The sequence below is a fragment of the Ramlibacter sp. genome, assembly GCF_035548915.1.
GTDB lineage: Bacteria > Pseudomonadota > Gammaproteobacteria > Burkholderiales > Burkholderiaceae_C > Ramlibacter.
In genome coordinates, this window is record NZ_DASZSE010000050.1 from 218,860 (window position 1) to 237,044 (window position 18,185).

16 protein-coding genes and 1 pseudogene are annotated in these 18,185 nt (G+C 68.6%); 9 read left to right on the forward strand and 8 right to left on the reverse strand.

Translation table 11 applies throughout. The annotated features are described in order from the left end of the window. Positions 1-528: 528 nt before the first annotated feature. The 6 genes and pseudogenes from VHA82_RS22395 to VHA82_RS22420 all read left to right on the forward strand — a co-directional run. Positions 529-1,086 (forward strand): annotated as a pseudogene (locus tag VHA82_RS22395) (O-antigen ligase family protein); the annotation flags it as partial. A gap of 216 nt (positions 1,087-1,302) precedes the next feature. Further along, positions 1,303-3,120, forward strand: coding sequence for a lipid A export permease/ATP-binding protein MsbA (gene msbA / locus VHA82_RS22400; protein WP_414708685.1), 1,818 nt, complete (start codon positions 1,303-1,305; stop codon positions 3,118-3,120). Then, positions 3,117-4,208: a glycosyltransferase family 9 protein gene (locus VHA82_RS22405; protein WP_325547385.1), complete on the forward strand. Its 1,092-nt coding sequence runs from the start codon at positions 3,117-3,119 to the stop codon at positions 4,206-4,208. Before msbA ends, VHA82_RS22405 begins: the two co-directional genes overlap by 4 nt. Then, the gene (locus tag VHA82_RS22410) at positions 4,205-5,137 is read left to right on the forward strand and encodes a hypothetical protein (RefSeq protein WP_325547386.1); all 933 of its coding nucleotides are present in this window, start codon (positions 4,205-4,207) and stop codon (positions 5,135-5,137) included. Before VHA82_RS22405 ends, VHA82_RS22410 begins: the two co-directional genes overlap by 4 nt. A 25-nt stretch (positions 5,138-5,162) precedes the next feature. After that, positions 5,163-5,660 (forward strand): CesT family type III secretion system chaperone, encoded by a 498-nt coding sequence (locus VHA82_RS22415; protein WP_325547387.1) that lies wholly within the window; start codon positions 5,163-5,165, stop codon positions 5,658-5,660. 16 nt (positions 5,661-5,676) lie between these two features. Next, the gene (locus VHA82_RS22420; protein WP_325547388.1) at positions 5,677-7,278 is read left to right on the forward strand and encodes a hypothetical protein; all 1,602 of its coding nucleotides are present in this window, start codon (positions 5,677-5,679) and stop codon (positions 7,276-7,278) included. A 17-nt stretch (positions 7,279-7,295) separates the two neighbouring features. Here VHA82_RS22420 and rng read toward each other — a convergent pair whose 3' ends face one another. From rng to VHA82_RS22460, 8 genes are read right to left on the reverse strand one after another with little or no spacing between them, the layout of a single operon-like run. Next, positions 7,296-8,762 carry a ribonuclease G gene (gene rng, locus VHA82_RS22425; protein WP_325547389.1) on the reverse strand — a complete coding sequence of 489 codons (1,467 nt, stop codon included), beginning with the start codon at positions 8,760-8,762 and terminating at the stop codon, positions 7,296-7,298. A 19-nt stretch (positions 8,763-8,781) separates the two neighbouring features. Beyond that, positions 8,782-9,393, reverse strand: a complete 612-nt coding sequence (locus VHA82_RS22430; protein ID WP_325547390.1) for a Maf family protein — start codon at positions 9,391-9,393, stop codon at positions 8,782-8,784. Between the two features lie 2 nt (positions 9,394-9,395). Beyond that, positions 9,396-9,863 (reverse strand): 23S rRNA (pseudouridine(1915)-N(3))-methyltransferase RlmH, encoded by a 468-nt coding sequence (gene rlmH, locus VHA82_RS22435; protein ID WP_325547391.1) that lies wholly within the window; start codon positions 9,861-9,863, stop codon positions 9,396-9,398. Beyond that, positions 9,860-10,576 carry a ribosome silencing factor gene (gene rsfS / locus VHA82_RS22440; protein ID WP_325547392.1) on the reverse strand — a complete coding sequence of 239 codons (717 nt, stop codon included), beginning with the start codon at positions 10,574-10,576 and terminating at the stop codon, positions 9,860-9,862. The genes rlmH and rsfS overlap by 4 nt, the downstream gene beginning before the upstream one ends. After that, entirely contained in the window at positions 10,576-11,160 is a 585-nt protein-coding gene (nadD, locus tag VHA82_RS22445) for a nicotinate-nucleotide adenylyltransferase (protein WP_325547393.1), read from the reverse strand. Before nadD ends, rsfS begins: the two co-directional genes overlap by 1 nt. Next, positions 11,157-12,074 carry an oxygen-dependent coproporphyrinogen oxidase gene (gene hemF, locus VHA82_RS22450; RefSeq protein ID WP_325547394.1) on the reverse strand — a complete coding sequence of 306 codons (918 nt, stop codon included), beginning with the start codon at positions 12,072-12,074 and terminating at the stop codon, positions 11,157-11,159. The genes nadD and hemF overlap by 4 nt, the downstream gene beginning before the upstream one ends. Before the next feature lie 3 nt (positions 12,075-12,077). Beyond that, positions 12,078-13,358: a phosphoribosylamine--glycine ligase gene (gene purD / locus VHA82_RS22455; protein WP_325547395.1), complete on the reverse strand. Its 1,281-nt coding sequence runs from the start codon at positions 13,356-13,358 to the stop codon at positions 12,078-12,080. Further along, positions 13,355-14,080: a YebC/PmpR family DNA-binding transcriptional regulator gene (locus VHA82_RS22460; RefSeq protein ID WP_325547396.1), complete on the reverse strand. Its 726-nt coding sequence runs from the start codon at positions 14,078-14,080 to the stop codon at positions 13,355-13,357. The genes purD and VHA82_RS22460 overlap by 4 nt, the downstream gene beginning before the upstream one ends. Positions 14,081-14,149: 69 nt before the next feature. On the opposite strand from VHA82_RS22460, the gene VHA82_RS22465 reads away from it, so the two are divergent. The 3 genes from VHA82_RS22465 (at position 14,150) to VHA82_RS22475 (ending at position 17,715) form a co-directional block, all read left to right on the forward strand. Then, on the forward strand, positions 14,150-15,115 hold the full coding sequence (locus VHA82_RS22465; RefSeq protein ID WP_325547397.1) for a threo-3-hydroxy-L-aspartate ammonia-lyase: 966 nt from the start codon (positions 14,150-14,152) through the stop codon (positions 15,113-15,115). A gap of 66 nt (positions 15,116-15,181) precedes the next feature. Continuing rightward, positions 15,182-16,429: a GTP cyclohydrolase II gene (locus VHA82_RS22470; protein WP_325547398.1), complete on the forward strand. Its 1,248-nt coding sequence runs from the start codon at positions 15,182-15,184 to the stop codon at positions 16,427-16,429. Further along, positions 16,426-17,715 (forward strand): URC4/urg3 family protein, encoded by a 1,290-nt coding sequence (locus tag VHA82_RS22475; RefSeq protein WP_325547399.1) that lies wholly within the window; start codon positions 16,426-16,428, stop codon positions 17,713-17,715. Before VHA82_RS22470 ends, VHA82_RS22475 begins: the two co-directional genes overlap by 4 nt. Positions 17,716-18,185: the final 470 nt, after the last annotated feature.

Here is an 18,185-nt window from a genome sequence, read left to right on the forward strand (position 1 = left end):
GAACCGTTCTCGACCGTGCTTCGTCCTTCGTCGTCCTCTTTCCTCGGACTGCAGATGCAGACTCGCAGGCTCCCGTTCGGGACCGAAGACCCCACATCCTTCCTGCTCGCGGCGCTGCCGGCGATCGCGCTGGGCGGCTACTTCATCCTGCCGCGCTGGCTGAGCGCGGCGCTCGTGCTGTTCGAGATCGCGTGCCTCTGCCTCGTGCTGCGGCCGTCCGTTCGCGGCGAGGTCGCGCGCCTGCTCCGGCAGGCCCCCGTTCGCTGGATGTTCGCGGGCCTCGCCGCTCCGATCGCGGGCGTGGCGATCGTGGAGATCGCGCACGCCGAACTCGTGGGACGCCGCTTCGAGGCGCCGGTGCGGCTTCTCCTTGCGGGTGCCTGCCTGCTCGCCCTCATGCGCGAGCGCATCGACTTCAGCCGGCCGTCCCGATGGGTCTTTCCCTTCGCGCTCGCCGCATGCGCGCTCTGGCTTTTCGCGCCCGATGCCGAGCGTTTCTACTGGGACGGCCGGGCCGCGACCGTCTTCATGGACCCCATCTCGCTGTCGGAGCATGCGGTCATTTTCGGCTGCATCTGCGTCTTCCTCATCCGCGATGCCGGCTCGAGATGGCACCGCCTGCTGCTCGCGGGCGGCGCGGTGCTCGCGCTCGCCATCGCGGTGCGCACGGAGTCGCGCAGCGGCTGGCTGATCCTGCCGGCGATCGCGGTGCTGTACGCGTATCGCGCCGCGAGCGGTCGGCCCGGGCGCTTCGCTCTCACGCTCGCCGGCTGCTTCGCGCTGCTCGCGCTCGCCTACGCCGCGATCCCGACGATCCATTCGCGCGTCGACGAGGCGATCCAGGAAATCGTCCTGTACATCCACCACGGCAACGCGGACACGTCGGTGGGCATCCGGCTCTCGCTCTTTCGGACCAACCTGCTGCTTTTCCTGCAGAAGCCGTGGTTCGGCTGGGGCTACGGCACGGAGCCCGACGTGCTCGCCATCCCCGAGATCCGCGCGATGTACACGGACCTCTTCGGCTACTACTGGACGACCGCGGGCGGGCACAACGAATACCTGCAGAGCATGATGCGCATGGGCGTGGTCGGCCTGGCCTCGCGCATCCTCCTGCTGCTCGCGCCGGCCGCGCTCTTCGCGAAGGCGGTGGCAAGCGGCAACGCGACGCGCGCGCGCAACGGCTATCTCGGCCTCATCGTCGTGATCGGCTATGCCACGAGCGGCCTTACGCAAGAAGTGCTGAATCTCTCGTATTCCGCCTCGCTCTTCGCCGTGCTGGTCGCGCTCTTCGCGGCGGGTGCCCTGCCGAATCCGCTCCCCGCTCCCGAGCCGAAAGCACCTCGGCGCACGCCCGGTGCCGCTTCGCCAGGCGTCGAGACGACGCCTCGCCGCGGGCTCGTCGCGGCGCTGCGGAGGTTCGAGGTCTACATCCATCACGTGCGCTGGATGTGGGCCGTCGTCTTCGCCTCCACCGTCGTCGTCGCCGCGACCGAGCCGCTCGTGCCCGCGCTGCTCAAGCCGCTGCTGGACAAGGGCTTCACCGGGCGCGGCTTCAGCCCGTGGCTCGTGCCCGCCGCGCTCCTTCTCATCTTCGGCGTGCGCGGTGCGGCCGGGTTCGTCGCCGACCTCGCGCTCGCGAAGATCGCGAATTCGGGCATGTATGCGCTGCGCGAGGCGCTCTTCGCGCGGCTGCTCGCCGCCCGCATGGATCTCTTCACGCGCGAATCCGCGAGTTCGCTCGCCAACACGATCGTGCACGAGGTGCAGAACGCGGTGGCCATGCTCACCAACTCGGTGAGCGGCCTCGCGAAGGACGGGCTCGCGCTCGTTGCGCTCGTGGGCTACCTCCTCTATCTCAACTGGGCGCTCACGCTCGTCGTCGCGCTGATGGCGCCGCTCGTGGGCTGGCTCATGCGCGTGGTGTCGGCGCGGCTGCAGCGGCTCACGCGCAGCAGCCAGAGCGCGACCATCGAGCTCGCCTACACCGTCGAGGAAAACGTGCTCGCCGCGCGCGAGGTGCGGCTGCATGGCGCGCAGGGCGCGCAGGGGGAACGCTTCGAACGCCTGAACAACATGCTGCGGCAGCTCGCGATGAAGTGGACGGTCGCGGGCGCCGCCATCACGCCGCTCAGCCACATGATCGCCGCGGCCGCGCTTTCCATCGTCATCTGCGTGGCGCTCACGCAAAGCGCCGACGGGCTCACCGTGGGCGGCTTCGCGTCGTTCGTCACGGCCATGATGATGCTGATCGCGCCGATCAAGCGCCTGTCGGAATCCACGGGCCCGATCACGAAGTCGATCACGGTGCTGGAACGTTCGTTCGACCTCGCCGAATCGTGCCCGCAGGAAACCGGCGGGACGTGGGCGACAGCCCGCGCGGAAGGCCGAGTCGAATTCCGCAACGCGACGGTGACGTACCCCGGTGCTTCGGTGCCCGCGCTCGACCGTGTGACGATCGAGATGCATTCCGGCGAAACGCTGGCGCTGGTCGGGCCTTCCGGCTCGGGCAAGACGACGCTCGCCAATCTGCTGCCGCGTTTCGTCGAGCCGACTTCGGGCAGCGTCCTGCTCGACGGCCGCGACATTCGCGAATGGGATCTGGCGGCGCTCCGGCGGCAGTTCGCGATGGTGAGCCAGAACGTCGTGATGTTCAACCAGTCGCTCGCCGCGAACGTCGCGCTCGGCGACACCTTCGATCGCGCGCGCGTGCGGGATGTGCTCGCGGCGGCCAACCTCTCCGACCTCGTCGAGCAGTTGCCGCGAGGCATCGACACGCACCTCGGGCACAACGCGGCCGCGCTCTCGGGCGGCCAGCGCCAGCGCCTCGCGATCGCGCGGGCCCTCTACAAGGACGCCCCGATCCTGATCCTCGACGAGGCGACCTCGGCGCTCGACCAGGAATCCGAGCGTGCCGTGCAGCAGGCGCTGCGCCGCCTCATGGCCGGGCGCACGACGCTCATCATCGCGCACCGGCTCTCGACCATCGAGCATGCGGACCGCATCGCCGTGCTGAAGGACGGCCGCGTGGCCGAGCTTGGCTCGCACGGCGAGCTCACGCGCCTGGGCGGCCTCTACGCGAGCCTCAGGGCGCTGCACGACGGCGAGGCGCTGGTCAAGTGACGGGAGGCGCTCCCGGCTCGGTCGTGATCGTGGTGACGCGGCAGATCGGCGACGTGCTGCTCACCACGCCGCTTCTGCGCCGCGCGCGCGAACTGTGGCCGGCGGCGCGCATCGACGTGCTCGGATTCGAAGGCACGCTCGGCATGCTCGCGCGCAACCCCGACGTGAACGAAGTCATCGCCACGCCCGCGCGCTGGGGCTTGCGCGGCGCATTCGCATGGGCCCGCAGGCTCTGGCGCCGCTACGACCTCGCGCTGATCGCGGAAACGAGCGACCGCGCGCATCTGATCGCATGGGTCGCGGCGCGCAAGCGCAGCGGGATCGTGCGCGAAGGACATGGCAGCACCTGGTGGAAGCGGGCGCTCCTCGCGCACGCCGTCGCGAGTGGCGGCGACGAGTCCGAAGTGCACGTCGTGCGCGAGAAGCTCCGGTTGCTCGAACCCTGGACCGGCGATCTCGCCGCCCGCGTCGTCCCGCCCGCGCCCGCGCCAAGGCCGCACGAGCTCGAATCGCAACTGCGCGAAGGCCGCATCGTCGTGCTGCACGTGCCTTCGATGTGGACCTACAAGCAGTGGGACCCGCTCAAGTTTCGCGCGGTCGCCGCGGGGCTCGTCGAACGCGGATGGCAGGTGGTGCTGACCGGCACGGCGGGTGCGCGCGATCAGGCCGGCATCGCGCAAGTGCGGGATGTGGCGCAAGCGCCCGCGCTGCTCGATGCGTCGGGACAACTCGACTTCAATCAGCTCGCGGGCCTGCTCGGGCGGGCCGCGCTCTACATCGGGCCCGACACGTCGGTATCGCACCTGGCCGCGGCCGTGGGCACGCCGACCCTCGCGGTGTTCGGGCCGACCAATCCGCAACGCTGGGGACCGTGGCCCGCGACTGAAGCGGCGCCGATCCGCTTCGCGCGCAGCGCGGGCTTGCAGGCCACCGGCAATGTGACCCTGATCCAGGCGTCGCTGCCTTGCGTGCCGTGCAGCCGGGCGGGCTGCGAGGACCATCATGCAAGCCGCAGCGACTGCCTGCTGCAGATCCAGCCCGAGACGGTGCTCGCGCAAGCCCTCGCGATTCTCGAAGGCCGCGCATGAGAAGCGGCGGCCCGCGCATCTTCGACTGCTTCACGTTCAACGGCGAGCACGATCTCCTGTGGCTGCGCTCGCGCGTGCTCGCGGGCGTGGTCGATCGCATGGTGATCGCCGAAGCCGATCGCACGTTCACCGGCAAACCCAAGGCCCTGCAGTTCGATCCCGCGCGCCTGCCACCGGATGCGCCGCCGGTGATCTACCTCCCCGTGCGAGACCTGGACGCGCAGCCCGCGTCCGCGTGGGAAAACGAGAACCGGCAGCGCAATGCCCTCGCGCGTTTTCTCGATTCACCACCTCCCGAGATCGCGGGAGGCATCCACGACAACGACTGGCTCCTGCTGTCGGATGTGGACGAGATTGCCCACCCGCGCCATCTCCTGGCCTACGAGCCGCGCCGGTATCTCAGCGCGATTCTGGAGCAGCGCTTCTTCTTCTATGCGTTCAACAACGAGTCCGTCGATGCCGAGGGCCGCCCCAACCTGTGGCGTCGCGCGCGCGTCACGACCGTGCGGCACTTCAGGGATTGGTACGGCTCGATGCGGCGCCTGCGCGACTACCGCACGGACGGGCCGCTGCGGTCGGTGCGCCGCGCGTGGGACAAGCTGCGGACGCAGTCGATCGCCGATGCAGGCTGGCACTTCTCCTACCTGATGACGCCCGAGCAGATCGTCGAGAAACTCGCGGCGTTCTCGCATCAGGAATTCAACACGCCGGAGATCGCGAGCGTGGAATTCATCCGCAAGTGCATGGCCGAAGGCCGCGACCTGTTCGGGCACGGACGGACACGGGCAGTGCCGCTGGATTCGACCTTTCCTGCGGCATTGCAGACGGAAGCCGAGAAGTTCGCGAAGTTCATCCTGCCGCTCGAAGGTCCGGCATCGGGGCCGCGCGCACCGACGTCCGTATGGGGAGCGCAGTCGCCTGGAACGTGAGCCGCCCCTCGGTTACACAGGCTGCATGGAAATCATGCTCTCGGGGGAATCCCGCCGCCGGTTCGAGGAGTTCGTCCGCGCGTACTACCTGGCGGCGGGGCGCGAAGCCCCTTCGTTCACTTTCGATCCCGACACGGCCATCGCCTTCGAGGTTCAGGTCGATGGCGCGGCCTTCACCATCGGCTACGACCCCGTCGACAGCGATGCCTGCCTGTTCGTCTGGTGCGACCTCGGTGAGTTGCCCCGCGGTGATGACGAAGCCGCGCTGCTGCGCCGGGCGCTCTCGCGCAATGTCGCCCTGGGCCGAGAGCACGGCGCGACGTGCTGCATCGACGCTGCGACACAGCGCCTCGCGCTTTATGCACGCCGCGACGTCGGGCGAGGCGGCATCGAGGCGTTCAACGACGACCTCGCTGCGCTGGCGGAAGTGGCACGCCAGTGGCACCTCGATCATTTCGCGGCGCAAGCCGCGCCCGCGGCCGACACGGCCGTCAAAACACCCGTCTGGGCGGCGTTCGCCTGAACCGGAGCACGACACCATGGGCACTTCACGAACTGCCGGCAGGCTGCCTGCCCCTCCCAAGCGTCCGCTCGATCCCGCCGAAGGCGGCGGCCCGCCTTCGGCGGCCCGGCGCAACTCGAAAGTCCAGCATCTCTCCGCCGCGCCCGGCACCCATTCCGTGCCCGCGCCGTTCGCGGTTCCGGCGCGAGACAACAAGCCCGCCTGCAATCGTTTCCGCAGGGATTCGGACCTCGATGCGTTGCGGGCCGTCACCGTTTCGTGTCTCAAAGCGGAGCTACCTCTGAGTGTCGTGAAAGCCTGCCTCGACAACTACGTCCAGACGGGTGCCCCGCTGAGCTACGACGTGGCGTCGGCCTTCATCATGAAATTCCGCGAGATGCACGAGCCGGCTGAAGCCGAAGCCATGCTGAACTTGATGGATGGCCAGCGCCCGCCGCTGCCGCCCGAACCGAGGCAAGTCACGTCGGCGGCATCGGCCTGGATCGAGAGCGGCCAACCGGAGCGCGCCGTGGACCTGGTGTGCGCGAGGTACCGCAAGGGTCAATGTCCGGCCGCCGACGTCGCGATATTGGTCGACAAGGCCATCCGCCGGATCGGCGATGCCGACGAGATCATGGCTTGTCTTGTCGCCGCGCAAACCACGATCGGCCTGTCCGCGCGTCTGGCCGGAACCGCCATCCACGCACTTGGCAACGCAGGACGCCCCGACCTGGCGGACGATGTGCACCTGCGCATGGTGCGGGATCGCATCCCGGTGGACACGTCGATCTACAACGCCCTCATCGACGCCTGGGCGAGCAGCCCCGATCCTGCGAAGGGCGGCCGGTGGTTCGAACACATGCTTCGAGAGAAATGCCAGCCCGACGCCCGTACGTTCAGCTGCGCTTTCCGCTCGTGGTCCGCAGCCGGCCAGCCCGATCTGGCCGATGCGTGGTTTCGTCGCATGGGCGAATTCGGCGTCGCCCCGGATGCGGTCAACTATGCCGACATCATCACCGTCTGGGGCGACGCCGACCAGACGGACAAGGCGGTTGAGTGGTTCAAGACGATTCCGTCGCCTCCCGGACCCGACCAAAGGGCGTGGCACGCCGTGGTGTGCGCCCTTGCCGGCAGCCGCAAGGGCCGGGCGGTGCAGGCCAGGCTCCACATCGACCGTGCCGTGAAGTCAGGGGTGCCCGCCGACCGGATCTGGTATGCCGCGATCGCCGGCTGCATGAATCGCAACGACATCGAGGGCGCTCTGAAGTGGATGCACGACGGAGTTGTGGCGGGCGTGTTCAAGTCCGCACTGGGCTTCCTGGCAGAAAGGCGAGGCGATGGCGTGGTGCACACATTCAATTTCCACACAGGGTCGATCTTCCACGGCGAGTTCCACGAGCACGACGAGGGCGTGCCCGCGACGCTGGCACGGGTACTGTTCGAACATCACCGGCGGCACAGCCGCTTCGCAGCGAACTGCGAATTCGTTGTGGGGCACCGCGGGCAAGGCATCATTCGCGACACGGTCGAGAAACTCATGGCGGACGCAGGCATGAGGCCCGCGTCGCGGCCAGGCTTGCCCGGCAGGCTCGTCGCCACTGCCGGGGGCACCGCTAGTGCACCGCTAGTGCACCGCTAGTGCACCGCTAGCGCCCGCTACAGCAGCACGATATCGAACTGCTCCTGCCCCATCGCCGTCTCCGCCTGCAGCGAAATCGGCTTGCCGATGAAGTCCGAGAGCCCGGCAAGGTGTTGGCTTTCCTCATCCAGGAACAGCTCCACCACCTTCGGCGCGGCGACGATGCGGTATTCCCGCGGATTGAACTGCCGCGCCTCCCGCAGAATCTCCCGCAGGATGTCGTAGGCCACCGTGCGCGCGGTGCGCACCGTGCCCTTGCCCTGGCACGCTTCGCACGGCTCGCACAGCATGTGCGCGAGCGATTCGCGCGTGCGCTTGCGCGTCATCTCCACCAGGCCGAGCTGCGAAAATCCCCCCGCCATCGTCTTCACGCGGTCGCGCGCGAGCTGCTTTCTGAATTCGCCGAGCACCGCGTCGCGATGATCGTCGCGCTGCATGTCGATGAAGTCCACGATGATGATGCCGCCCAGGTTGCGCAGGCGCAGTTGCCGCGCGATCGCCTGCGCCGCTTCCAGGTTGGTCCTGAAGATCGTGTCGTCGAAATTGCGTGCGCCGACGAAGCCGCCCGTGTTCACGTCCACCGTCGTGAGCGCTTCGGTCTGGTCCACGATCAGGTAGCCGCCCGACTTCAGGTCCACGCGGCGCCCGAGCGCCTTCGCGATCTCCTCGTCCACCGAATACAGATCGAAGATCGGCCGCTCGCCCTTGTAGAGCGCGAGCCGCGCCGCGGCCTTCGGCATGTACTCCTGCCCGAAAGCGGAAAGCAGCGCGTACTGCTCGCGCGAATCGATGCGGATCGACTGCGTCTCCTCCGTCACGAGGTCGCGCAGCACGCGCTGCAGGAGGCTCAGGTCCTGGTGCAGCAGCGCGGGCGGCGGCAGGCGCTGCGCGCCTTCGCGGATGCGCGCCCAGGTCTTGCGCAGGTACGCGATGTCGTCCGCGAGTTCGGCGTCGCTCGCATCCTCGCCGTTGGTGCGCAGGATGAAGCCGCCGCCCGCCTCGCCCACGAGCGCCGTGAGGCGCGAACGCAGCGCGTCGCGCTGGTCCGAGGGGATCTTCTGCGACACGCCGATGTGGTCGTCCTGCGGCAGGAAGACGAGGAGCCGGCCCGCGATGCTGATCTGCGTGGAAAGCCGCGCCCCTTTCGTGCCGATCGGGTCCTTGATCACCTGCACCATCAGCGCCTGGCCTTCGAAGACCTGCCGCTCGATGGGCACCTGCGACTGCGCGTTGCGCCCCGCGGGCTCCTCGCCGTGCCGCTGCCAGACGTCCGCCACGTGCAGGAACGCCGCGCGCTCCAGGCCCATGTCGATGAAGGCCGACTGCATGCCGGGCAGCACGCGTGCCACCTTGCCGAGGTAGACGTTGCCCACGAGGCCGCGTTCGAGGTTGCGTTCCACGTGCAGTTCCTGCACGGCCTGCGCTTCGACGATGGCCACCCGCGTCTCCTGCGGCGACCAGTTGATGAGGATGTCCTGCTGCATGGGAGGTCTTGTTCTTCGTTCACACCGTGAAGCCGGCCGCGCGCAGCAATTGCGCGGTCTCGTACATCGGCAATCCCATGATGCCCGAATGCGAGCCGCTGATGTGCGAAATATGAGCCGCGGCCGCGCCCTGGATCGCGTACGCGCCGGCCTTGCCCATCGGCTCGCCGGTGGCGACGTAGCGGCGAATCTGCACGGGCGTCATCGGCGCGAACGTGACGCGCGAATCGCTCAAGGCTTCGCGCCGGTGCCTGCCATGCTGGATCGCGACGGCCGTGAGCACGCGGTGCGTCGTGCCCGCGAGTTCGCGCAGCATCCGAAAGGCATCGGCCTCGTCGGCGGGCTTGCCGTAGATCGCGCGGCCGCGAGCGACAGTGGTGTCGCAGCAGAGGATGGGAGCGGGCGGAAGGCCGCGATGTTTCAGGCGTTGCATGGCGGCGTCGAGCTTCAGCAGCGTGACGCGCCTGACGTAGGCGGCCGGTGATTCCCCGGCGAGGACTTCTTCCAGCGACTCGGCGTCTTCGGTGTCGTCGGGCAGAAGAAGTTCGAAGCGCACGCGCAACTGCTCGAGGAGTTGCCGGCGGCGAGGCGATTGCGAAGCGAGGTAGATGAATGTCGATCCGGCCGCCACGCTCACTCCCGGTGATAGGGATGGTTCGCATGGATGGACCACGCCCGATACAACTGCTCGGCGAGCAGCACCCGCACCATCGCATGCGGCAACGTGAGGTCCGACAGGCGGATGCGCTCGTGCGCGGCCCGCTTGAACGCCGGATCGAGCCCGTCGGGCCCGCCGATCACGAAGGCCACGTCGTCCGACGCGAGCTGCCAGTCCTTCAGCCGCGCCGCGAGCGCCACGGTCGTGAGCGCGGTGCCGCGTTCGTCGAGCGCCACCACGCGCGCGCCCTTGGGCACCGCCGCCTCGATGCGGCCTCGTTCGGCAGCGAGCAATGCAGCCACCGTCTTCGAGACGCGCGGCTCGGTCTTCACCGCCTTCAGTTCGAGCCGGAGCTCCGGTGGAAAGCGCTTCGCGTAGTCGTCCCAGGCCGCCTCGGCCCAGTCGGGAACCCGCTGGCCCACGGCGACCACGACGAGCTTCATTTGCGCTTCGGCGCGGCCTTCCTCGCGGCGGGCGCTGCTCCACGTGCGCCGGACGCAGGCCGATTGCCCGAGGGCGCGGCCGTCTTTCTCGCGGGTGCCCCGCGCCTGGGCGCGCTCTTCGCTCCCGCCTTCGCGCCCGTCTTCGCGCCCGCCTTCACCGCCGCGCTCTTCGCTCCCGTCTTCGCTCCCGCCTTCGCCCCCGTCTTCGCGGGTGCCGCCTGCTTCGCCTTCGCCGCTTCGCGCTGCGCCTGCTTTGCCGCCGTCTTCACCGCGCTGCTGCGCTTGAGCGACACGGGCGCCGCCTTCTTCGCGGCGGGCTTCGGCGCCGGCATCGCGGGCTTCGGCGCGCCGAGTTTCAGCCGCACGGGCTTCTCGCCCCAGATCTCCTCCAGGTGGTAGTACTGGCGGATCGCGGGCTGCATGATGTGCGCCACCGCGGCCCCGCAGTCCACGATGATCCACTCGCCGTTTTCCTGGCCCTCGATCCTCGGCTTGGGAAAGCCCGCATCGCGCACGGATTCGACGACGCTCGACGCGAGCGCTTTCGTCTGGCGGTTCGACGTGCCGGAAGCCACGATGACCCGCTCGAAAAGCGGCGAGAGATGTTCCGTGTTGAAGACCTGGATGTCCTGTCCCTTCACGTCCTCCAGGCCATCGACGATGGCGCGCTGCAGGCGCTGGGTATCCTTCTTGACGGTGGCGGTCTGGGTCATCAGGTCGTTCGGTAGAGGCAATGTCGGTCAATATACCCGGCCACCGCGGCCGGGACCAGTTGGGACACATCCTGCCCCCGCGTGAGGCGGGCACGGATGTCGGTCGCGCTGTCGCGCATGGGTTCGAACTCGAGGGCGGCCGTGCGGACTTCGGGCGGCAGCACCTGCGCCGCCGCGCCCGGACGACGCGCGACGGCAAGCGTCGCCATCGCCGCGATCGCGCGCCAGTCGCGCCATGTCGTGAAAGCCGAGGCCTGGTCCTCCCCCATCACGAGGAAGAGTTCGGCATCGGCACGTTCGGCGCGCAATTCGCGCAGGGTGTCGATCGTGTACGTCGGTCCGCTTCGCCGCAGTTCACGGTCGTCCACTGTGACGGCAGGCAGACCCTCGAATGCGAGGCGCGCCATCGCGAGCCGATCGGCCGCGGGCGTGAGCGCGCGTGCCTTGTGCCAGGCGTCGCCGGTCGGGAACACGCGCAGTTCGTCCAGCGCGAGCTGCGCCACCGCCGCGCCGACGAGCACCACGTGCGCGCGATGCGGCGGATCGAAGGCGCCGCCGAACATTCCCAGCCGCGTGGCGCTCAAATCCAGTCCTTGCGCACGAGGAACTTCTGGTAGAGGTCGTCCTCCGGCGTGCCCGACTTGGGCTTGCGTTCGTAGGCCCAGCTCGCCAGCGGCGGCATCGACAGGAGGATCGACTCGACGCGCCCGCCCGACTGCAGGCCGAAGTGCGTGCCGCGGTCCCACACGAGGTTGAACTCGACGTAGCGCCCGCGCCGGTAGAGCTGGAAGCTGCGCTCGCGCTCGCCGTAAGGCGTGTCCTTGCGGATGTTGAGGATGGGCAGGTAAGCGTCGAGGAAGGCGTCGCCCACCGAGCTCAGCATCGCGAAGCTGCCGTCGAAGCCCAGCTCGGAAAAATCGTCGAAGAAGATGCCGCCGATGCCGCGCTGTTCGTTGCGGTGCTTCAGGCAGAAATACTCGTCGCACCAGGTCTTGAAGCGCGGGTACAGCTCGGCGCCGAACGGATCGAGCGAGGCTTTGCACACCGAATGGAAGTGCACGGCGTCTTCCTCGAAGCCGTAATACGGCGTGAGGTCCATGCCGCCGCCGAACCAGAATTCGGGCGCGCCCTTCTCGGGAATGGCGGTCATCATCCGCACGTTCATGTGCACCGTCGGCGCGTACGGATTGCGCGGATGGAACACCAGCGAGACGCCCAGCGCCTCGAACGCCGCGCCCACGAGGTTGGGCCGGTTCTGCGTCGCCGAGGGCGGCAGCTTGCCGCCCACCACGTGCGAAAAGCCGCAGCCGGCGCGTTCCATGATCGCGCCGTCTTCCAGGATCATCGTGATGCCGTCGCCTTGCAGCAGCTCGCCCTTGCCGCGCTTCCATCGGTCGGGCACGAAAGAGCCGCCGTCGGCTTTCGCGATCTCGGTGGTGATCCGCTTTTGCAGATCGATGAGGTATTCGCGCACGAGGTCGACCTGGGTGGCAGGCATCGCTTATCCCCGGATCGCCCGATGGCCGATGTCGCGCCGGAACTGAGCGCCTTCGAAGTGGATGCCGCGCAGCACGTCGTAGGCGCGATGCTGCGCCGCCTTCACGGTATCGGCCAGCGCCGTCACGCACAGGACGCGTCCGCCGGAGGTGCGCGTCACATCGCGGTCGCCGCTCGTGCCCGCGTGGAACACCACGGCGTCCTCGGCTTCCTTCGGCAAGCCGGTGATCGCGTCGCCCTTGCGCGGGTCCATCGGGTAGCCCGCCGCGGCCATCACGACGCCGAGCGCGTGACGCCGGTCCCATTGCAGATCGACCTGGTCCAGCGTGCCCGCGGTCGCGTGCGTGAGCACGTCGAAGAGGTCGCTTTTCAGCCGCATCATGATGGGCTGCGTCTCCGGGTCGCCCAGGCGGCAGTTGAACTCGAGCGCCTTCGGCTGGCCGTCCTTGTCGATCATGAGGCCCGCATAGAGAAAGCCCGTGTAGGGGATGCCGTCCTTTTCCATGCCCTTCACGGTGGGCAGGATGATCTCGCGCATCGCGCGGGCGTGCACTTCCGGGGTGACGACGGGCGCGGGCGAATAGGCGCCCATCCCGCCCGTGTTCGGGCCCTGGTCGTCGTCGAAGAGGCGCTTGTGGTCCTGCGAGGTCGCAAGCGGCATCACGGTACGGCCGTCGACCAGCACCATGAAGCTCGCTTCCTCGCCTTGCAGGAATTCCTCGATCACGACGCGCGCGCCGCCTTCGTTGTGCGCCACGCCCAGGCGGTTGCCGTGCAGCATGAAGTCGATGGCTTCGTGCGCTTCGGCCGGGGTGAGCGCCACCACGACGCCCTTGCCCGCCGCGAGTCCGTCGGCCTTGACGACGATCGGCGCGCCCTTGCGTTCGACGTATTCGTGGGCTTCGGCGGGTTCGGTGAAGGTCTCGTATTCCGCGGTGGGGATGTCGTGGCGCTTCATGAAGGCCTTGGCGAACGCCTTCGAGCTTTCCAGTTGCGCCGCCGCGCGCGTGGGGCCGAAGATGCGCAGGCCGTGCGCGCGGAAGTCGTCCACCACGCCCGCGGCGAGCGGCGCCTCGGGGCCCACCACGGTGAGCGCGATCTTCTCGGCCAGGGCCCATTCGCGCAGCGCCACGAGATCGGTGATCGGCACGTTGGCGAGGCGCGGATCGAGCGCCGTGCCGCCGTTGCCCGGCGCCACGTACACCATCTGGATCTTGTCGGACTGCGCGAGCTTCCAGGCCAGCGCGTGCTCGCGGCCGCCGCCGCCGATCACGAGGACTTTCACTCCGCGATCTCCGCGTTGTGGAAGACCTCTTGCACGTCGTCGAGGTCCTCGAGCGCGTCCAGCAGCTTCTGCATCCGCTGCGCGTCCTCGCCGGCGAGCTCGATCGTACTTTCCGGGCGCATCGTCACCTCGGCGATCTCGGGCTTCAGCGAGGCGGCTTCGAGCGCGTTCTTCACCGCCTCGAATTCGGCCGGCCCCGTGATCACTTCGATCGAGCCGTCCTCGTGCGCGATCACGTCCTGCGCGCCCGCGTCGAGCGCGACTTCCATCACCTTGTCTTCGCTCGCGCCCGGCGCGAGCAGCAACTGGCCGCAATGCCTGAACTGGAAGGCCACCGAGCCTTCGGTGCCCATGTTGCCGCCGTACTTGCTGAAGACGTGCCGCACCTCGGCCACCGTGCGCACCTTGTTGTCGGTCATGGTGTCCACGATGATCGCCGCGCCGCCGATGCCGTAGCCCTCGTAGCGGATTTCCTCGTAGGTCACGCCTTCGAGGTTGCCGGTCGCCTTGTCGATGTTGCGCTTGATGGTGTCGGCCGGCATGTTCGCGGCCTTCGCCTTGTCCACCGCGAGCCTCAGGCGCGGATTGGCGTTGAGGTCACCTCCGCCCTGGCGGGCCGCGACCATGATTTCGCGGATGACCCGCGTCCAGATCTTGCCCCGCTTCTCGTCCTGCCGCCCCTTGCGGTGCTGGATGTTTGCCCACTTGCTGTGTCCGGCCACTTGCTGGATTCCTCTAGGCTTGCCGCCGCATTGATATATTCGTTGGACTGTCATTCTACTTTTCGTGTCATGGCACTTGCGGTTCCCACGTTCGAGGATGTCGCCGCCGCGGCGGCGCGCCTGGCCGGCCACGCCCACCGCACCCCGGTGCTCACGTCCCGCACGGCCGACGCCCTGGCCGGCGCGCAGCTCTTCTTCAAGTGCGAGAACTTCCAGCGCATGGGCGCGTTCAAGTTCCGCGGCGGCTTCAACGCGCTCGCGCGCTTCACGCCCGAGCAGAAAAGGCGCGGCGTCCTCGCGTTCTCCTCGGGCAACCACGCCCAGGCGATCGCACTGGCGGCACGGCTGCAGGAAGTTCCGGCCGCCATCGTCATGCCGCACGATGCGCCGGCTGCGAAGATGGCCGCGACGCGCGGCTACGGCGCCGAAGTCATCGTCTACGACCGTTACAAGGAAGATCGCGAAGTGTTGGCAAAACGCCTCGCGCAGGAGCGGGGCATGACGCTCATCCCGCCCTTCGACCACCCGGACGTGATCGCCGGGCAGGGCACGGCCGCCAAGGAACTGTTCGAGGAAACCGGCCCGCTCGACTACCTCTTCGTTCCGACGGGCGGGGGCGGCCTCGTGAGCGGTTCGGCGCTGGCAGCCCAGGCACTCGCGCCGCAGTGCAAGGTCTACGGTGTCGAGCCCGCGGCCGGCGACGATGCCCGGCAGTCGCTGCACACGGGGGAACGGGTGAAGATCGAGGTGCCGCGCACCATCGCCGACGGCGCGCAGACGCAGCAGATCGGCGTGCTCACGTTCGACATCATCCGCCGCCTGGTCACGGACATCCTCACCGCGACGGACGCGCAGCTCGTGGAGGCGATGCGCTTCTATGCCGAACGGATGAAGATCGTCGTGGAACCCACGGGATGCCTGTCGTTCGCCGGGCTGCTGCATTCGCAGCTCGACCTGAAGGGCGCGCGCGTCGGGGTCATCATCAGCGGCGGGAACGTGGACCTGGCGCGGTTCTGCGAGTTCGTCTCGGGCTGATCCAGCTCAAGCGCGGGCAGCCGATCCGCGCGCCCTCGGCGGTGCGGCGTGGTGTAGATTGGCCCCATGTCCGCAACGCCTCCGCGCCATATCCGCCTCACCTCCCACGCCGGAGGCTTCGGCGCCCTCCCGCTCCAGTGGGGCGCCGCGACGCCTGCCGAGCGGGGCCCCGTGGTGGGCACGACCGCCAGGCCCAGCCATCGCAACGTGATCGGCACGCATAGCGGCTCCTACAGCGTGTACCGCGCGCTCGCGGTGGCCGCCGGCGCGCTCTCGCGGGAACACAAGGCCGACCTCACCGACACCTCGCCCACCGACGTCATCGGCCCCTATCCGCAATGGAGCGACGCGTCGAAGATCGTGAGCCTCGACCCCTGGGGCGCGATGGTGTCGGAAGTGTTCGCGGCCGAGATCGCGGCGGGCTACGACATCCGGCCCACCATCGCGGTGACGCAGGCGCACGTGGTGCTGCCCGAAGTGATCGACGCCGTGCGGACCGGCCGGCTGAAGCCCGACGCCCGCATCCTGACTGCCGGCGGCGCGGCGGTCGTCACCAAGGCCGCGATCGAGCCGGTGTGGTGGCTTCCCGGCGTCGCGAAGCGCTTCAAGTGCGCCGAGGCCGACCTCAGGCGCGTGCTCTTCGAGGAAACGGGCGGCATGTACCCCGAACTCGTCACGCGCAGCGATCTCGAGGTGTTCCTGCCGCCCATCGGCGGCCAGACCGTCTATGTGTTCGGCAACCCGCGCGATCTCGCGAACCCGGAGGTCGAGCTCACCGCCCGCGTGCACGACGAGTGCAACGGCTCGGACGTGTTCGGTTCGGACATCTGCACCTGCCGGCCGTATCTCACGCACGCCATCGAGGAATGCATCGCCGGCGCGCAGCGCGGCGGCGTGGGCCTGGTCGCCTATTCGCGCAAGGAAGGCCGCGCGCTCGGGGAAGTCACCAAGTTCCTCGTCTACAACGCGCGCAAGCGCCAGGTGGGCGGCGACACGGCCGACCGGTATTTCGCCCGCACCGAATGCGTCGCGGGCGTGCAGGACATGCGCTTCCAGGAACTCATGCCCGACGTGCTGCACTGGCTGGGCGTGAAGAAAATCCACCGCCTCGTGTCGATGAGCAACATGAAGTACGACGCGATCACGGGCTCGGGCATCGAAGTCGGCGAGCGCGTGGACATTCCGCCGGAGCTGATCCCCGCCGATGCGCGCGTGGAGATCGAAGCGAAACTCGCGGCGGGCTATTTCACGAAAGGCGACGTGCCCGACGACGAGGAGCTGCGCCGCACGAAAGGACGAGGACTCGCGACATGACGACGATGGGTGCCAACTGGGTGGCCGACCAGGAAGCGGCCGAGCGGGCCGCGGCCGAGCTGCGCTCCACCGCGGCGGTGCGCGAGCGAAGCCGCCAGATTCTCACGCACGCGCGCCACGGCGAGTCGCGCTGGTTCTCGGTGGACGAAGGCTTCATGGAGTCGGCCGTGCGCGAAGTCGTGCGGACGACGCGCAAGCGCTACGGCCATCACGTGCCGTTCCACAGCCGCTGGCGCCATTTCGAAGCGGGCGGCGTGGACCGCAAGGCGCAGCTCGACAGACTGATCGCGCACCTGCCGCATGCCGAGCGCGCGCGCTCGATGATCGACCTCGCGGTGGTGAGCGTGCTGCTCGACGCGGGCGCGGGGCCCGACTGGAAATACGTCGAGCCCGCGACGGGCAAGACGTTCGAGCGTTCGGAGGGGCTGGCCGTCGCGAGCTTTCATGCCTTCACGTCCGGACTTTTCTCGAGCGACACGAACCATCCGTTCCGTGTCGATTCCACGGGGCTCAGGGCACTCGTGAGCGCGGACCTGGCCGAGGCTTTGCAGGTGAGCGACGCCAATCCGCTCGTGGGGCTGGACAACCGCGCGGTGCTGATGCGACGCCTCGGCGAAGTGATGGCCGAGCAGCCGGAAATCTTCGAGCTGCTCGATTCCGACCCGGCGCGGGCGCGCCCTTCGGGCATTTTCGACCTGATCGTGGGGACGGTCGGGCCGGACGTGCCGCCCACGGCCGACGTCGCGGCGCACGACATCCTGTCGCACCTCCTCATCAGCCTCTCGCCGATCTGGCCTTCGGGCAACGCGATCGGCGGCATCCCGCTCGGCGACTGCTGGCGCCATGCGGGTGTGCGTGGAGATGGTCTGAGCGACGGGTGGGTGCCGTTTCACAAGCTGTCGCAGTGGCTCGCGTATTCGCTTCTGGAACCCTTCGCTTGGAGCGGCGTGAAGCTGCATGGGCTCGATGCGCTCACCGCGCTGCCGGAATACCGCAATGGCGGGCTGCTGCTCGACTCGGGTGTTCTGAGATTGAAGGACGAGGGCGTGAAGGACCGCATCTGGCATCCGGCCGATGAGATCGTGGTGGAGTGGCGCGCGCTCACCGTCGCGCTGCTGGACGAGCTGGCGCCGATGGTCCGCAAGGAGTTGAACGTGGACGAGGCGCGTTTTCCGCTGGCGTGCGTGCTCGAAGGCGGCACCTGGGCCGCGGGGCGCGAGTTGGCGCAGCGCAACCGCAACGGCCTGCCGCCGCTTTCGGTGGCGAGCGACGGGACGGTGTTCTGATTGGTTCGATGCGAAGTGGTCATTCCCGCGCCTCTTCCGTCATTCCCGCGCCTCTTCCTTCCGTCATTCCCGCGCCTCCTTCCGTCATTCCCCCGCCTCCTCCTTCCGTCATTCCCGCGGCTCTTCCGTCATTCCCGCGAAAGCGGGAATCCAGTGGCGTCCTCCCCCTTCGCGGTTGCTCGCGAAATCCAGCTCTCCACCACCTCGCGGCAAAGCTGCGTGTGGGCGGGCCGCGGCGCGCGCTACGGCGTCCGTCGTGCTGCGCTTCGCGCAGCCCTACCGGATTCCCTGCGCCGGGCGACCCCGCGCCCCCGCGGCGCAACTCTCTACGAGTTTGGCGCGCACGCCAAACTCTCCGTTCGAACAAGCGCCGCGAGCCAGAACACGTACGCGCCGCGCGATACGCGCCTGCGGCGCTCTCGTCGCCGCGCTGGGGCGCGGGGCACACCCGCCGCAGGCGCCTGTGCTTT